We start from the raw sequence: 15,411 nt of genomic DNA, 5'->3' as shown, positions 1-15,411 counted from the left end.
AGGTCGTCCAGTGTATTCGCGTCTTGTACAGATTTGTCATGGCGCCAGCGCAAAATACGTGGAAACCGCAGGGCGACGCCGGACTTGTGGCGGGGTGAGGCTTGGATGCCTTCGAATGCGATTTCAAATACGTGTTCGGGGGTGACGCTGCGCACGGGCCCAAAACGCTCGCGCGTGTTCTTTTTGACCCAAGCCGTGATCTTGCGAAATTCGTCGTCGGTTAGGCCAGAATAGGCTTTGGCAAAGGGGACAAGGTCGTTCCCGTTCCAGACTGCAAAGGTGAAGTCCGTGAACAGATTGGCGCGCCGACCATGACCTGATTGGGCGTATATCATCACCGCATCGATGGTCAGCGGGTCCAGTTTCCATTTCCACCAGTCGCCTTTTTTGCGTCCTGCCAGATATGGGCTGTCGCGGCGCTTGAGCATGAGGCCTTCGGCACGGGCTGCGCGTGCGGTGTCGCGCAACGTCGCAAGGTGGTCCCAAGTGTCAAAAGGGACAGTTGGGGACAGTTTGACGGGCCCTGCTGTGGGTAAGGTATTGCATATTTTTTCAAGTGTTGCGCGGCGTTTTTCAAGTGGGTCTTGTCGAATATCGACACCTTGCCATTCCAACACATCGTAGGCGTAAAATGCGATGGGGGTTTCGGCCAACAGCTTTTTTGGAACCGTTTTACGCCCGATCCGCTTTTGCAGCCTATTGAATGATTGAGGCCCATCATCGCCCCAGACAAGGATTTCGCCATCGAGCACGGTGCCGTCGGGGATAAAATCGCGGGCGTGGGCGAATTCGGGGAAACGATCGGTCATTAACTCTTCGCCACGGGACCAGACATAGTGCGCCCCGTCGCGCACGATTAACTGACCGCGTATGCCATCCCACTTCCATTCAGTCTGCCAATCATTTGGATTCCCAAGGTTTTCAACCTCGGCGTTTATCCCATGAGCGAGGTAAAAGGGATAGGGGCGCGATGCGTTGGCGGCGGGGTCCTCTGCGTTAATTAGGGCGTCCCATGTGGTGGTGGCCGGATCCCAATTGCCCATAAGTCGATGGGCCATTTCGGCTTCGTTCCGTCCTGTGGCTTGTGCAAGGGCACGCGTCATCAATTTTTGACTGACGCCGATGCGAAACCCGCCTGTCAGCAGTTTGTTGAACAAGAAACGTTGGGTGCTATCCAGGGTGTCCCATGCTTGTAGCACCATCGTTTTTCGGTGCAGTTCGTCCACATCGGAAAGAGCGCGTAGTTCATTGATCCAATGGGACAAACCCAAATCCGTTTGCGTGTTTTCCACAGGCAATATCAACGCAATGGTTTCTGCTAAATCACCGACAATGGGATAGGATTCTTCAAACAGCCACAAAGGAATGCCTGCGACCTCGGCGGCCCATGTGCGCAGCAGCGTTGTGTTGACCGTGCGTTTGGGGCGGCGGCCGGAAAATATCGCTATGGTCCAGATCCGGTCGCTTTCGGAGGCGGTTGCGAAGAAATCAGCCAATGCCGCCACTTTGACAGAGGTTTTGGTCGATTGATCGATTGCGGTGAATAGGGCGGCAAAGTCCTTCACGCTGTGTCCTCGGGATCATCGCCAAATTGGGTCGGCACGACTTGGGCGTTCCACCCGTTTTCATTCAGGTAGCGCGTAAAGATATCTGTGTAACCGTGTGTGACGTATATATTTTCGGCCTCGGTTTGGGTGATGGCCTTCAAAAGGCCGGGCCAGTCTGCGTGGTCTGAAATCACAAACCCACGGTCACCAGAACGGCGCCGTCTAATCCCGCGCAGTGCCATCCATCCACTGGCAAAGGCGGTCTCTTGCGGGCCAAATTTGCGCGCCCATGCCGAACCCATCGCTGAAGGTGGCGCAAGCACCAGCGCACCGGGCTGTGTTTTGGGATCAAAGTTTGGCCCTGCCAACACAGTGGTGGGTAGAATGATGCCCTGCGCGCGCATCACGGCATTGGTGTTTTCGATGGCTGTGTGGGTTAGAATAGGGCCGATGTCTGGGGCCAAAAGGCGCAACAATCGTTGGGCTTTGCCCAAGGCATAACAGCCCAGAAATGCCGTTTTGCCAGCCGCAGCGCACGCCGCCCACCACGCGTTGATTTGCTGCGCGATTGTCGCCTGTTCCTGCCAGCGAAACACGGGCAGGCCAAATGTGCTTTCGGTGATGAAGTGATGACAACGCACAGGTTCAAACGGCGTCGATAATCCGTCATCCACCACTTTGTAATCCCCTGAGGCGACCCAGATTTCGCCCGCAACTTCGACACGGATTTGGGCAGAGCCGGGCACATGGCCTGCGGGGTGGAAAGACACGGATGCCCCGCCGATCTGACGGGTTTCACCGTATCGCACTGTTTCAAGAGAGATATTGCCTAGCCTGTGGCGCATGACAGGGCCTGCCAGATCGGTGGCCAAGTAAGATCCCATTGCGCCGCGGGCATGATCGGCATGCCCATGGGTGATCAACGCGCGTGCCACGGGGCGCCATGGATCAATGTAAAAGTCGCCCGCCGGGCAATAGATGCCTGAGGGTGTAAAGGTAAGGACGCTGTTCATGCACGCTGACCTAGCATGGCGTGCGCCATTGACCAGTTCTAGGCCGCGGCGCGAAACTGCTGGGCGATTGTTCCAAAAATGGACGAGCGCGTCGTCTCATCTTCCATCAGGACCTCATGTTCGCCACCTTCGATGATACGAAGTGTGCCATTGGGCCAGGTTTCCATCCGGTCTTCGATCCGGCCAATATGGACGATACGTTCATTTGTACCCAAAAAGGTCTCTGTTGGGATGGAGGGCGCAGGTAGGCGTGACAAGGCCAATGTTTCAGACAGCGCCTCGCGTAGCCAAACAAAGCTGGGCCCGCCCAAGGACAGTTCTGGATGGGCCTGCAACTGTTGGCGCATCATGTCGAACATGTCGAAGTCTGTGGTTAACATGTTGTTGTCAAAAGGAGCTGTCAGAACATAGGGGGCGTACATTGTGCCAGGGGGCAAGCGATGCCCGTGGCCGATGACTGGCATCAACTGGCCCAAAGTCCATGCGACCGGGCGCAAATGTGGTGCGATCCGGATACCCCACATCGGTGCGGTAAAGGCCGCAGCTGACACATCAAGCCCATCGTGCAAAGCGCGCAACCCAATGCAGCCGCCCATGGAATGCCCGATCAAGTAGTAGGGTTTGGGCAAGCCCAAAGCACCTGCGGCTTCCACCATCGCGGCCACGTCCAGTTGGTAATCGGAAAACATCCCCACATGGCCGATGCGCCCATCGTCAAGCAACCGGTCGGCCAAACCTTGACCGCGCCAATCAACGACGATCGTCGCAAGCCCGCGCTGCGCCAGTTCCCCGGCAGCAGGCGCATATTTTTCGACGTATTCGGTGCGCCCCGGAAACAACAAGACGGTGCCTGTTGCACCGTCAGGTCGATAGACACCCAAACGGATTCGCACACCGTCAGATGCATGCGTCCAGTAGGCCTTGCCAGCAATTGGCGAAGGCGAAACATCGGTGAACAGGGGGGCGGCCGAAAGTGTCATCAGGCCAGCACAGCCGCCAGTTTCATCGCCATGCCCATGTCTCCGTCGACCTTTAGCTTGCCGGTCATAAAGGCAGAGGTCGGGTTGGTGTCGCCCGAAATGATCGATTTAAAGGTCTCGGCGTCCGCCGATAGGGTGACGTCTGCAGCGTCGTCTGCTGCACGCGCACCAGATTCGTCCATCATGACGGCGCCTTCGCCTTCGATGTCAAACTTTGCCGTGCCCGAAAAATCGGCACCTGCCAGCTTTTCGTTCAGTACTGTCACGGCTTCGTTTACGATATCACTCATCTTTTTTGCCCTTTTTGGCTGTGGCGTGTCGTGGTCTCTGGATATTACGGCACGCGCTGTTACATTCACAAGTATGGGCACTCAACAGACCAAACTCTACCCTGCCGTCACGGCACTTTTACTGACAGTAGGGTATTCCTTACCTGGCGCTGCGCAAACACCTGTTTTGCCACAAGAAGCGCCGGTAGATTCTGAAACAATTGCACCCCTGTCTGTAACACAAGACGCGCAACTGAACGATAAGTTGCAGGCTTTGCGCACGGCCCCTGCGGCACAAGCACCGCGTCTTGCCCGCGAGATCGAGCGGGAATGGGCGAAATCCGGCTCAACTTCACTCGATATGTTGTTGCGCCGTGGCCGCATGGCGTTGGAAGACGAACAAATCGACATTGCGATCGAACATTTGACGGCTCTCACAGACCATGCCCCCGATTTTGCCGAAGGCTGGCACGCCCGCGCCACGGCCTTCTTTCTTAAGGGGCTTTACGGGCCTGCCTTGTCGGATTTGCAAAAGGCCTTGATTCTAAATCCCAACAATTACAATGCGCTGTTCGGGTTAGGGGTCATGTTTCAGGAAATTAACGACGATCTGTGCGCCGAACGGGCCTTTCGTCAGGTGATCGAAATCCATCCCAATCATGCAACTGCCAGCACCATGCTTGAGCAGCTCAAAGCCAAGGGAATTGGCCGCGAGCTGTAACGCAATAAGGTGAAAACGGGGGGCTGCTCATGTCGGGCGATGCGCGTGTGGTGGCCGTTCTTGGCCCCACCAACACAGGCAAAACAACCTATGCTATCGAACGGATGCTGGGCCACCGCACTGGTGTGATTGGTCTGCCGCTGCGCTTGCTTGCGCGCGAGGTCTATGATCGCTGCGTGGCATTACGCGGGCCGTCTGTTGTGGCTTTGGTCACGGGCGAAGAACGGATTGTACCGCCGCGCACGCAATATTGGGTCTGCACAGTCGAAGCGATGCCCGAGGGCATGGGCTGTGATTTCTTGGCGATTGACGAAATTCAGCTGTGTGCCGATCCTGAACGGGGTCATGTGTTCACAGATCGCTTGCTGCGCTCGCGTGGGTTGCATGAAACGCTGTTCTTGGGCGCGGAAACCATGCGCGACCCGATCAAAGCACTGGTGCCCGAAGCGCAATACATGCACCGCGAACGGATGTCGCAACTGGTCTATTCGGGGCAAAAGAAGGTGTCGCGCATGCGCCCGCGCAGCGCCATCGTGGGGTTTTCGGTTGATAACGTCTATGCCATCGCGGAATTGATCCGACGCCAAAAGGGTGGGGCCGCCGTGGTTATGGGCGCGCTGTCCCCGCGCACGCGCAACGCGCAGGTCGACATGTATCAAAACGGCGAAGTCGATTTTCTGGTCGCCACAGACGCCATTGGCATGGGGTTGAACCTTGATATCGACCACGTGGCGTTTTCCAGCCTGACAAAATTTGACGGGCGGCGCATGCGCCCATTGGCCCCAAATGAGCTGGCACAGATCGCCGGACGGGCAGGGCGCGGGCAAAAAGACGGCACTTTTGGGGTTACGGGCGATGTGCGGCCCTTGGATGACGGCACGGCCCAAGCGATCATGGATCACCGGTTTACCCCGATCCAAAAGCTGCAATGGCGCAATCATGCGTTGCAATTTGGCACCATCGACGCGCTTGTGCGCAGCCTTGAATCACCGCCAGATCACGAGGTTCTGGTGCGCGCCCGCGAAGCTGATGATCTAAAATCCCTTAAAACATTGGCCGAAAGTGCCGAAGTTACGGCGCGTTGCACCAATGGTCCTTCGGTGCGGCTGCTGTGGGATGTGTGCCGCGTGCCGGACTTTCGTGGCATCAGCCATGGCGAACATTCGAACCTTTTGGACGTTATATTCCGATATCTGCATGAACGTGGTAGTATCCCTGACGATTGGATGGCGCGCCAGATCAAGCGGATTGACCGCTCGGATGGTGACATTGACGCCATCAGCAAACGGCTGGCATTTATTCGGACGTGGACATATGTCGCGCAACGCAAAGGCTGGACGGATAATTTAGACCATTGGCGCAGCGAGACGCGCCATGTAGAAGACCGATTGTCAGATGCTCTTCACGAAAAACTGACTCAAAGATTTGTAGACCGGCGCACTTCGGTATTGTTGCGCCGGCTAGGACAGAAGGAAGCCATGGTGGCCGAAGTAAACGATCAAGGTGAAGTCACAGTCGAGGGCGAGTTCGTCGGCAAGTTAGATGGGTTCCGTTTTAGTCAAGACAAGGGCGCAGGAGCGGCCGAAGCCAAGACGATAAAAACAGCCGCGCTTCAGGCGCTGGCGCCGCATTTCCATTTGCGCGCAGATCGTTTTTACAACGCGCCCGACACCGAAATCGATTTCACCGAACAGGGGGGGCTGATGTGGGGCTCTTCTGCGGTGGGCAAACTAGTGGCCGGTTCCGAACCGTTAAAGCCGCAGGTCGAGGTTTTCGTGGATGATGTGGCAGGCCCTGAGGTCGCCCAAAAAGTGCAGCGCCGCGCGCAGCATTTTATCGACCGCAAGATCGCCGCGCTGTTTGAACCCTTGCTGAACATGCAGCGCGACGAGACATTGTCAGGTCTGGCCAAAGGTTTTGCGTTTCGGTTGATCGAAAATTTGGGCGTGCTGCCGCGCGCTTCTGTTGCGGACGACGTCAAAGCGCTGGATCAAGACGCGCGTGGGGCCTTGCGCAAGCACGGCATCCGCTTTGGTCAGTTTACCATCTTTATGCCTTTGCTGTTGAAACCCGCGCCGACGCGCTTGCGTTTGGTGCTGTGGTCCTTGTCCAAGAATTTGGGCGAATTCCCCGAATCCCCACCCCCCGGTTTGGTGACGATCCCGGCCATGACCGACACGGCAGATGGCGCCGACATCATGGCGGGCTATCGCAATTCCGGCGAACGCGCGATCCGGATCGATATGCTGGAACGTCTTGCTGACATGTTGCGGGCCGAAGATTCGCGTGGCGGTTTTGAGGCCAAGGCCGATATGTTGTCGATCACCGGCATGACGCTTGAACAGTTTTCCGGCCTGATGGCTGGCCTTGGATACAAGGCCGAAAAGGGCGAGCGCGAAAAGGTTAAACCTGCCCCCGTGGTCGTCGCAGATGCAACAGATGCACCTGCAAAGGCCGAGGCGACAGAAGACGCAGCAGCCCCAACGGGGGAAGACGCAGCAACCCCAGCGGTAGAAGACGTTGTGGCCTCTGAAGCGGACGCCGATGCAGCAATCGCGGCTGAAGCTACGCCTGAAGCGAAGGCGGATCAGGACGCGCCAGTAGCTGAACCCGCCGAAACCGAGGTTTTTTATACCTTCACATGGGGCCGCGCCCCGGCTGCAAACCGCGCCCGCCCAAATCAGGGTGGCAAACCACGCGGCAAAGGAGCCCCCGGCGGCGGTAAGCCCAAAGGCAAGGGCAAAGGCCCGCGCAAAGAGGGCGCTGGCGGCAAAGCGCAGAATTTCTCGGCACGACCACCGCGCCGCGAAAAACCGATCGACCCCGACAACCCATTTGCTGCCGCCCTTATGGGGTTGAAGGACAACAAATAATTGTCTGAAGCGGGCGAAAAACTGCGGCTTGATAAATGGCTGTGGTTTGCGCGCTTTTTCAAAACGCGATCCCTGTCGGCCACCCGTGTGGCGGCAGGGGACGTGCGCGTAAACGGGAATCGGGTCACCAAACGCGCCACAACCATTCAAACTGGCGACGTGCTGACCTTTGTTATTGGCGACAATTTGCAGGTTATCGAGGTCACCGCCATCGGCACGCGCCGCGGTCCGGCACCCGAAGCGCAAGCACTTTATAACGACATGTCCCCCGAACCGACCCCGCGCGAAACGCATGTTCCTGAAAACCCACGCTTCGAAGGAAAAGGGCGCCCAACCAAGCGAGACCGCCGTCAGGCTGATCTTTCCCGCGCGCGCCACCTTGAATGATTGGATCAGGTGAATTAGCTAGCCCTCTGACCCATATGATACGAGCGCCCGCATGACCTATATCGTCAACGATTCCTGCATTGCCTGCAAATACACCGACTGCGTCGAAGTTTGTCCTGTGGACTGCTTCTATGAGGGTGAAAACATGCTGGTGATCCACCCTGATGAATGCATCGACTGTGGTGTGTGTGAACCTGAATGCCCCGCCGACGCCATCCGCCCGGACACAGAGCCAGACATGGAAAAGTGGGTCGAATTCAATCGCAAATACTCAGAAATGTGGCCGGTGATCATCACCAAGAAAGACCCGCTGCCCTCAGCCGAAGAGATGGACGGCAAAGAAGGCAAGATGGAACTGTTTTCTGAAACACCGGGTGAGGGCGGGTAACCCCGCGAATCGCCCGTCGGTGCAGTTTGCTGCATACGCGACATCAAGCCTGCGCCGTAACTGTTTGAAATTTGGCGCAGTTTTTTAGGCTTCCCTTACGTCAACTTTCGAATCTACCATTTTTGTGTTATGGTGTTTTCGCAACTGACAGACGGATACGGCCTTCGCCGCGTGACACATGATCACCGGCTTGAATTAAATCTTCGACCAGAACCGCACCTTAGGCGTGGCACACTTGCCCGACTGATGCGGATTTGACTGTCGAAAAAGGGCTATATTCGCCACGTCTTACAAGGAATAGAAATGTCAAAATCTAAGAAACTCGACTTCCGCCCCAATGAATTTGTGGTCTATCCGGCGCATGGCGTGGGTCAGATTGTCTCGGTCGAAAGCCAAGAAGTGGCGGGCTTTGAGTTGGAAATGTTCGTGATCTCGTTCGAAAAAGACAAGATGACGCTGCGCGTACCGACGAACAAAGCGACAGAAATCGGGATGCGGTCGTTGTCGAGCCCTGATGTCATTGCGCATGCGATGAAGACGTTGAAAGGCAAGGCCAAGGTCAAACGCGCCATGTGGTCGCGCCGCGCGCAGGAATATGAACAAAAGATCAACTCGGGTGATTTGATCGCCATCGCCGAAGTGGTGCGTGATTTGCACCGCACCGACGACCAGCGCGAACAAAGCTATTCCGAACGCCAGCTTTATGAAGCCGCTCTTGAGCGCCTGACCCGCGAAGTGGCCGCCGTTTCCGGTGGCGACGAAGTGGCTGCGGCCAAAGAAGTGGGTGATGTGCTGACCAGTCGTGTCGCAGCCGCTTAACCACTGCGCTTTCAAAGGTCTGGCCGCTTAAGCACCGCACCTTTGATCTCTTCGCTAAAATGACAAACCGCGTCCCCTCTGCTCGGGGGCGCGGTTTTTTTTATGCCGCGACCAACACCAACAGCACTGCGATTTCCGTGGCGATTTGGGTCGCGCCCAGAATATCTCCGGTCTGTCCGCCGATTTTGGTTTTTGCCAGTGCACCCATGCCGACAGTGACGGCAGCGGCAATGATCAAGGCGATGATCCCTGTTGCGCCGGAAAAAAGCACCGCAAGGACTGCCGCAATCCCAAGTGCAAGGGACACGTCACCCATTTCAGGCCGTCCAACGCTATGTGCAAGGCCGTTGTCGCGCGCATGGGACAGGGCGCGCATCAGCGGCACCATCATGGCGCGCGACACCACAAGAGCGGTGATTAGTCCGCCCCATGTGACGTCGACCAACCCCTGCCATCTCAGCCCCATGGCCAGCAAAAGCGCGAGCACACCATAGGCACCGATACGGCTGTCTTTCATGATCTCAAGGCGGCGCGCTGCGTCGTTTCCACCCCAAAGCCCATCTGCGGTGTCGGCAAACCCGTCTTCGTGCATGGCCCCCGTCAGCATCACCAACGCACCCAGCACCAACCCCGCGACGATGACGCTGGGAAGCGCAAGCGCGGCGAGCCACGTAAGCCCGCTGACAATCAGCCCAAGCCCAAGGCCTACCAGCGGATAGGCCCAAACCGCGCGCGCGCCCTGTTTGAATGCAGAGTGCGGCAGCGGCGGCAAAGGCAGGCGTGTGAGCAAGACAAACGCCACAGGCAAATCCCAAAGACGGGATGGCGCGCGCGTGTCGGTTTCATTTGTTGCCATGTCCTGTCCTGACTTGCAGTGCCTGTCGCTTTGGGTAAAGAGCAAGAGACACTGAGGCAAGGACAACACGCCATGAGCTTTGAGACATTGAATGATCTACGCGCCCTTTTGGCAGATATGCCGAGACAGGACAGCGCGGCATTGAACGGCGCAGAGGCGCGCAATGGGCAGTTGACCAAACCCCCTGGTGCGCTGGGGCGGCTTGAGGATCTGGCGATTTGGTATGCGGGATGGCGCGGCGATGCGCGCCCCGCAATAGATACGCCGCAGGTTATTGTCTTTGCTGGAAACCACGGTGTGGCGGCGCGCGGAGTGTCGGCATTTCCGCCCGAGGTGACTGTGCAAATGGTGGCGAATTTCAAAGCGGGCGGGGCGGCGATCAACCAGTTGGCCAAGACGTTTGGCGCGCGTATCGATGTGGTAGCGTTGGACCTCGAGACACCGACGGCGGATTTCACTGCCGGGCCTGCAATGTCCGAGGATGACGTGGTTTCTGCCTTGCGCGCAGGATGGGACGCCGTGGATGAGAATGCAGACCTGTTGGTCGTGGGCGAGATGGGAATCGGCAACACAACATCGGCAGCGGCGATTGCGGCACGTTTGTTTGGTGGCACAGCGGCAGATTGGACCGGACGTGGTACCGGGGTTGAAGGCGATGCCTTGGCTTTGAAAACCCAAGTGGTCACGGATTCTTTGGCCCTGCACGGTGATGCGGGCGATGGGTTGGATGTGTTGATGCGCCTTGGTGGGCGTGAATTGGCAGGGATGGCCGGGGCAATGGCGCGGGCGCGCAGCCTGCGTATTCCGGTCATTATGGATGGCTTTATTTGCACCGCGGCTGCGGCTTGTCTTGAGAAGACACAGGCAGGTGCGCTTGATCATGTGGTGGCAGGGCATCAAAGCGCGGAAGGTGCGCATGGGCGGATGCTTGAGGCCTTGAACAAAGCGCCGTTGTTGTCGTTGGGGCTGCGCCTTGGTGAAGGTTCGGGGGCAGCCTTGGCGATCGGTGTTCTTAAGGGGGCGGTGGCCTGCCATTCTGGCATGTCGACATTTGCCGAAGCTGGCGTATCTGACGCGTAAGGTACTGACGTTTAAGTCGCTGCGCGGCTCTGTTTGCCGGACAGGCCTTCAAGCCTGTCTGGCAAAGACGCCCGCCCGCCAACCCATGCTGCCGGATCAGCCGCTTTTTTGTGCCTCTTGGCGGGCGGCAAGTGACACTTCGAGTTCTTTTTCCAGCGCCCGCGCCCGTGCCACATAGGCATCGTTTTTGGATGTGGGAATATCTGGGGTCCAAAGTTCGGCCAGTTGACGAACAGCGTCGCGGTCGTGGTGATAGAACACGTGTTCAGCTTGGGCCGCTTCGTATTCAGTCAGGCCTAGGTTTTCCAATGCATAGCGCCCTGCGCGAAGCGAGCCGTCAAAGAGTTCGCGCACGATATCATTCGCGCCTGCTTGGTACAGGCTATAGACGTGTACACGGTCATAAGCGCGCGCAATGATGTGGATGTCGGGGCGCGCTTTGCGGGCATATGCGACCAGCCGCGCCGAAGCCGCTTTGTCATCCAAAGCAACCACAAGGACCCGCGCAGTGTCCAATCCTGCGGCTTGCAGCATATCGGGGCGGGTTGGATCGCCCAAAAAGCTCTTGAAACCAAAGCGCCGCATCAAGGCGATTGTTTCGATGTCGTGATCCAACACCACCGTATTAAAACCTGACCCTTGCACCAAACGGTTCACGATCTGCCCAAATCGCCCGATGCCAGCGATGATAACTGGTCCGTCGTGGTCAATTTCGTCGGCCTCGATTTCGGGGTGTTGGTCGGACATGCGCTTGCCGATGATCTCGTAAAGGATGAACAGCAGCGGCGTGATTAGCATCGACAAAGCCACAACAAGCAGCAGGGTTTCTGCCACGTCCTTGGGGATCAGGCCTTGGCCAACGGAAAAGGCGACAAGCACAAAACCGAATTCGCCGGCTTGGGCAAGTCCGAGTGTGAATAACCAACGATCCCGGCCTTTGATTTTGAACGCTACCGCCAGACAATACAGCACAAACCCCTTGAGTGTGATAACAAGGATCGCCATCGAAATCAGCGCAGGCCAATCTTCGAACAGCAGAACAAAGTTGATGCCCGCGCCAACCGTAATGAAGAAAAGACCAAGCAGCAGGCCTTTGAACGGTTCAAGGTCGGTTTCCAACTCGTGGCGAAATTCTGAACTGGCCAAAACGACGCCAGCCAGAAAAGCACCAAGGGCAGGGGACATGCCCACAATCATCATCAGAAACGAGATCGAAACGACGATCAGCAGGGCAAGGGCCGTATACATCTCGCGCAGGCGTGTGGCATGGATAAAGCGAAATACAGGCCGCGTCAGGAATACACCTGCCAGAATAACGATGGCGATGGCGCCCATGGTCACCAGCGTCACACCCCACGCAGGCAACCCTTCAACTAGGCTGATACTGGAGTGCCCATAGGCATCCAAATGGGTCGCGTCGGAGCGTGAAATTGAGCCATCAGATGAAAGCTGCACGGGCATTGTCGCGACAAGCAATGGCAGGAAAGCGAGAATGGGAATAACCGCGATGTCTTGCGTCAACAAAACGGAAAAGACCGACCGCCCACCGTTTGTCTGCATAAGCCCCTTTTCGGACAGTGTTTGAAGTACAATCGCAGTCGAAGACAGGGCCAACGTCACCCCAATTGCAATGGCGACCCCAAGGGGTTCTCCGTAGGCCATCGCGACGCCCATGAGTAAAAGCGTCGAAAGAACGACCTGCGCGCCCCCCATTCCCAGCAGCTTATGGCGCATGTTCCACAGGGTTTTGGGTTCCAACTCCAGTCCGATAAGAAACAGCATCATCACCACGCCGAATTCGGCAAAATGCTGCAAATCTTCGGTTTCGGCCCCAACCAACCCCAATACAGGCCCAATCAGGATGCCCGCCGCCAGATAACCCAGCACCGACCCAAGCCCCAACCGCGCAGCGATCGGCACAGCAATGACGGCTGCGGCAAGATAGATTGATGCTTGGTACAGGAAGCTTTCCATAAACGAGGCCTTTTGAATGAGTGGCTACGAGGATGTGAACCGTTGCTCGGGACGACAACCGCGAAGAATTGAGATCCGGATCACATCGACGGTCTTTGTACAGTTCTGCCAAGGAATTGCGACCTGAGTCTGACGCGCTTCATTGCTTGTGTTTTGGGGTGTTGCCCGCGGTTTTATGTGCAGAAAGACCGCCAAAGCGCCCATCATTTTGATCGAAACCCATCGTAGATGGCCGGGTTTTTGTTTAGCCCTGTGGCATGGTCAGGATCAGGTTTCGATTGCCTTTTTGGTAGCGTAGTTCGCTGTCGCCAATCGCAGAGACGCGTCCGCCGTCAAACCGGTCGCCGACTTCGACTTTTTGGTAACGTCCGTTGGAAAGGCGCACCAAAGCGCGGCGATTTGCTGTGGTGCCATAGACGCCGATCAAATTGACCTTCCGCAGGTTGATTGCGTCGCGCACTGTTGCTTGGCGCGTGACGGATGCGGATGACGGGATCGACGGTGTGACGGAACGCGGTGCGATCGATCGCGGGGCAACAGATGCCGTCCGTGTTGGTGCAGCGGCCGCCGCTGCCGAGGCGGCGTTGCGTTGCGCACGGGCCACCAGGCGGTTGAAATTACGCGGACGCGTTTCAGGCCGCAGTGTTGGCGCGGTAGGCAAAACAGTTGCGACCGCGACCTCTTGTTGTTCGGGTTCGACCGCGGCGGGTGGTGTTTCTTCTTCTGGCTCTGCCTCTTGCGCAACTTCTTGCGCGATCTCTTGCGGGGCTTTCGGGCGTAAACGGGGGCGAAGGCCAGCCAGCTCGTTCCGAGACAAGCCGCCCAACGTTGCCCGCTCGTTCTGTTCAACAAGGTCAGAGGGCCGTGGTTGCGGGCGAGCCTGCGCCAGTGCGCTTAAATCGGGACCGGCTTCAGGCGCGGTTTCGAACCGCGCCAGTGTTGCAGGTGGCACGGCGGGTGGGCGGCCCAAAAAGACGGTAAAGCCGTCCGGACTTAGGGCGCCTTCTAGCGTTGGGATCAGTCGGCCGTTCACATCCCGGGCAAAGTTCGTGCCAGCGGCGATGGGCGACGTCACAAGTGCCAGTTGGTTGTCGGTCTGTAAGGACGACAATGAAGGCAAGGCCACTGCATCCAAAGAAGGGCTGACGGAATCGATCCCGGTGACGTAGATGTCTTCAATGTCGATCAGTTTAGCCGGGGCCGGTGGTAAGTCAGGCGCGACCGGCCAGATGCCCGTCACGGCATAACGCGCTTCCAATGCTGCGGCGTCCAGTTCTTCGGGGGCAACGGGATCGGGTAGCGGATCGCGCAAGGCATCAAGCACCGCCGCGTCTTCGGCGCTAAGGCCATCGTCGCTAAGGCTGTCGTTCAAAGCTGCAACAACAATGCCGTCTTGTTCGCCCTCGCGATCGGTGCCAATTTCCGTGGTCGCACCAACATCTTGGGCAAGGGTTTCGCGTGCGTCATCAGGCAGGGTCGAAGCCAACGTGCGCTCGCGGCCCGGAAACAGCCGCGACGAAAGGCTTTCTTCCATAAATACTGTTGCCCACGCAGCCACACCCGCAAGAAACACCAGCAGGATCGCCATAAGGATTAAACCCAAGAACCGGGGCTTGCCTCCAACGATGTCGCCGTCTCGGGCGCCGAAGACCGTCATGTTGGTAGCTTCGGTTTTGCCTTGGACATTGCCTTTAGGGCTTTTTGTATCTGGCGCAGCCGTGGTCATTGCGGCTGTGTCGGCAGCGGGTTTGCGGCGCGATAGGAAGCCGCCGACACGCTTTTTGGGAACTGCTGCCGCCGCAACGGGTGCTGGCAATTCAGGCTGTTCTGGGGCGGCATTCGGCGTCGGTAGTGGGGCCGGCATGGGGGCCCGACGTAGGCTGTCCGCTGCGGACTGGGGCGGTGTTGCCAAGTTTATGGTCGGTGATTTTATAGCGGGCGGTGCGGCTTGATCCCCGACGGGCGGAGTGGTGCGCACAGCGGGTGCGGCGCGCGAAACACCGCCAAGTTTTGTCGGCGCAGGGGTCGACGATGGGTCCTGTCGACGTCGTGTGGCAAAGCCCAACAATGGGGGAGTGGTGACGTCAGGCTTTGGCGCGCTTGGTGCGTCGCCGGTTTCCGGTGTGCTTGGTGTGTCGCCGGTTTCCGGTGTGTTTGGTGTGTCGTCGGATTTTGGCGCGCTTGGTGTGTCGTCAGGCTCTGACGCGTTCAGAGCGTCGCCGGATTTTGATGCCTTTGGTACGTCGTCAGTCGCCGAAGCCGCGTCTTGATCATCCGCGGTGTTAGTTTCAGAAGTTTCAGGTGACTCCGAAGACACCGGAGAGGACCCGGCGTCTTGAGGCGCGGGATGTCTGAAGTTGGTTCTTCAGCGTCTAGATGGACAGGTGCCGTTTCCGGCTTGTCTTCGGCTTGCGGCGCTGCCAGGTTTTCTGGCTCTGGCTCTGGCTCTGGCTCTGGCTCTGGCTCTGGCTCTGGCTCTGGCTCTGGCTCTGGCTCTGGCTCTG

At 57.7% G+C, this 15,411-nt stretch carries 14 protein-coding genes; 7 read left to right on the top strand and 7 right to left on the bottom strand.

What is annotated here, in order from left to right; translation table 11 throughout:
* The 4 genes from ABJF76_RS01935 to ABJF76_RS01920 form a co-directional block, all read right to left on the bottom strand.
* Positions 1–1,565, bottom strand: a 1,565-nt coding sequence (locus tag ABJF76_RS01935) for an ATP-dependent DNA ligase (RefSeq protein WP_413822497.1), incomplete at its 3' end; no start/stop codon positions are given.
* On the bottom strand, positions 1,562–2,560 hold the full coding sequence (locus ABJF76_RS01930; protein WP_413821154.1) for a ligase-associated DNA damage response exonuclease: 999 nt from the start codon (positions 2,558–2,560) through the stop codon (positions 1,562–1,564). The genes ABJF76_RS01930 and ABJF76_RS01935, both read right to left, overlap by 4 nt.
* Positions 2,561–2,598: 38 nt before the next feature.
* Positions 2,599–3,540, bottom strand: a complete 942-nt coding sequence (locus ABJF76_RS01925; protein ID WP_413821155.1) for an alpha/beta fold hydrolase — start codon at positions 3,538–3,540, stop codon at positions 2,599–2,601.
* Positions 3,540–3,830, bottom strand: coding sequence for an SCP2 sterol-binding domain-containing protein (locus ABJF76_RS01920; protein WP_413821156.1), 291 nt, complete (start codon positions 3,828–3,830; stop codon positions 3,540–3,542). Before ABJF76_RS01920 ends, ABJF76_RS01925 begins: the two co-directional genes overlap by 1 nt.
* 25 nt (positions 3,831–3,855) lie before the next feature.
* Between ABJF76_RS01920 and ABJF76_RS01915 the strand changes: the two genes are divergently transcribed.
* The 5 genes from ABJF76_RS01915 to ABJF76_RS01895 all read left to right on the top strand — a co-directional run bounded on the left by ABJF76_RS01915 (position 3,856) and on the right by ABJF76_RS01895 (position 8,997).
* Positions 3,856–4,530, top strand: coding sequence for a hypothetical protein (locus tag ABJF76_RS01915; RefSeq protein WP_413821157.1), 675 nt, complete (start codon positions 3,856–3,858; stop codon positions 4,528–4,530).
* Positions 4,531–4,559: 29 nt separating this feature from the next.
* A complete protein-coding gene (locus ABJF76_RS01910) occupies positions 4,560–7,403 on the top strand; it encodes a helicase-related protein (RefSeq protein ID WP_413821158.1) in 2,844 nt (947 codons plus the stop codon).
* Entirely contained in the window at positions 7,404–7,790 is a 387-nt protein-coding gene (locus ABJF76_RS01905; RefSeq protein WP_413821159.1) for an RNA-binding S4 domain-containing protein, read from the top strand.
* Between the two features lie 52 nt (positions 7,791–7,842).
* Complete coding sequence (gene fdxA, locus ABJF76_RS01900; RefSeq protein ID WP_413821160.1) at positions 7,843–8,178, top strand: ferredoxin FdxA; 336 nt, start codon at positions 7,843–7,845, stop codon at positions 8,176–8,178.
* Between the two features lie 303 nt (positions 8,179–8,481).
* Positions 8,482–8,997, top strand: a complete 516-nt coding sequence (locus tag ABJF76_RS01895) for a CarD family transcriptional regulator (protein WP_413821161.1) — start codon at positions 8,482–8,484, stop codon at positions 8,995–8,997.
* 100 nt (positions 8,998–9,097) lie between these two features.
* On the opposite strand, the gene cobS is transcribed toward ABJF76_RS01895, so the two are convergent.
* Positions 9,098–9,853 carry an adenosylcobinamide-GDP ribazoletransferase gene (gene cobS / locus ABJF76_RS01890; RefSeq protein ID WP_413821162.1) on the bottom strand — a complete coding sequence of 252 codons (756 nt, stop codon included), beginning with the start codon at positions 9,851–9,853 and terminating at the stop codon, positions 9,098–9,100.
* Positions 9,854–9,925: 72 nt separating this feature from the next.
* Between cobS and cobT the strand changes: the two genes are divergently transcribed.
* Positions 9,926–10,933 (top strand): nicotinate-nucleotide--dimethylbenzimidazole phosphoribosyltransferase, encoded by a 1,008-nt coding sequence (gene cobT / locus ABJF76_RS01885; protein WP_413821163.1) that lies wholly within the window; start codon positions 9,926–9,928, stop codon positions 10,931–10,933.
* Between the two features lie 96 nt (positions 10,934–11,029).
* Here cobT and ABJF76_RS01880 read toward each other — a convergent pair whose 3' ends face one another.
* Together ABJF76_RS01880 and ABJF76_RS01875 are read right to left on the bottom strand one after the other, a co-directional pair.
* The gene (locus tag ABJF76_RS01880; protein WP_413821164.1) at positions 11,030–12,907 is read right to left on the bottom strand and encodes a monovalent cation:proton antiporter-2 (CPA2) family protein; all 1,878 of its coding nucleotides are present in this window, start codon (positions 12,905–12,907) and stop codon (positions 11,030–11,032) included.
* A gap of 244 nt (positions 12,908–13,151) precedes the next feature.
* Positions 13,152–14,771 (bottom strand): hypothetical protein, encoded by a 1,620-nt coding sequence (locus ABJF76_RS01875; protein WP_413822496.1) that lies wholly within the window; start codon positions 14,769–14,771, stop codon positions 13,152–13,154.
* Between the two features lie 106 nt (positions 14,772–14,877).
* Between ABJF76_RS01875 and ABJF76_RS01870 the strand changes: the two genes are divergently transcribed.
* Positions 14,878–15,177, top strand: coding sequence for a hypothetical protein (locus ABJF76_RS01870; RefSeq protein ID WP_413822495.1), 300 nt, complete (start codon positions 14,878–14,880; stop codon positions 15,175–15,177).
* The last annotated feature ends 234 nt before the right edge of the window (positions 15,178–15,411 follow it).

The sequence above is a fragment of the Tateyamaria sp. genome, from assembly GCF_039940735.1.
Lineage (GTDB): Bacteria > Pseudomonadota > Alphaproteobacteria > Rhodobacterales > Rhodobacteraceae > Tateyamaria.
The sequence above is the reverse complement of the archived record's forward strand: the minus strand, read 5'-3'. Positions and strand labels throughout refer to the sequence as shown.

Coding starts and splice junctions, on each gene's coding strand:
- ABJF76_RS01930 (WP_413821154.1), bottom strand. CDS start 2,560: ATGAACAGCGTCCTTACCTTTACACCCTCAGGCATCTATTGCCCGGCG.
- ABJF76_RS01895 (WP_413821161.1), top strand. CDS start 8,482: ATGTCAAAATCTAAGAAACTCGACTTCCGCCCCAATGAATTTGTGGTC.
- fdxA (WP_413821160.1), top strand. CDS start 7,843: ATGACCTATATCGTCAACGATTCCTGCATTGCCTGCAAATACACCGAC.
- ABJF76_RS01875 (WP_413822496.1), bottom strand. CDS start 14,771: ATGCCGGCCCCACTACCGACGCCGAATGCCGCCCCAGAACAGCCTGAA.
- cobT (WP_413821163.1), top strand. CDS start 9,926: ATGAGCTTTGAGACATTGAATGATCTACGCGCCCTTTTGGCAGATATG.
- cobS (WP_413821162.1), bottom strand. CDS start 9,853: ATGGCAACAAATGAAACCGACACGCGCGCGCCATCCCGTCTTTGGGAT.
- ABJF76_RS01925 (WP_413821155.1), bottom strand. CDS start 3,540: ATGACACTTTCGGCCGCCCCCCTGTTCACCGATGTTTCGCCTTCGCCA.
- ABJF76_RS01920 (WP_413821156.1), bottom strand. CDS start 3,830: ATGAGTGATATCGTAAACGAAGCCGTGACAGTACTGAACGAAAAGCTG.
- ABJF76_RS01910 (WP_413821158.1), top strand. CDS start 4,560: ATGTCGGGCGATGCGCGTGTGGTGGCCGTTCTTGGCCCCACCAACACA.
- ABJF76_RS01880 (WP_413821164.1), bottom strand. CDS start 12,907: ATGGAAAGCTTCCTGTACCAAGCATCAATCTATCTTGCCGCAGCCGTC.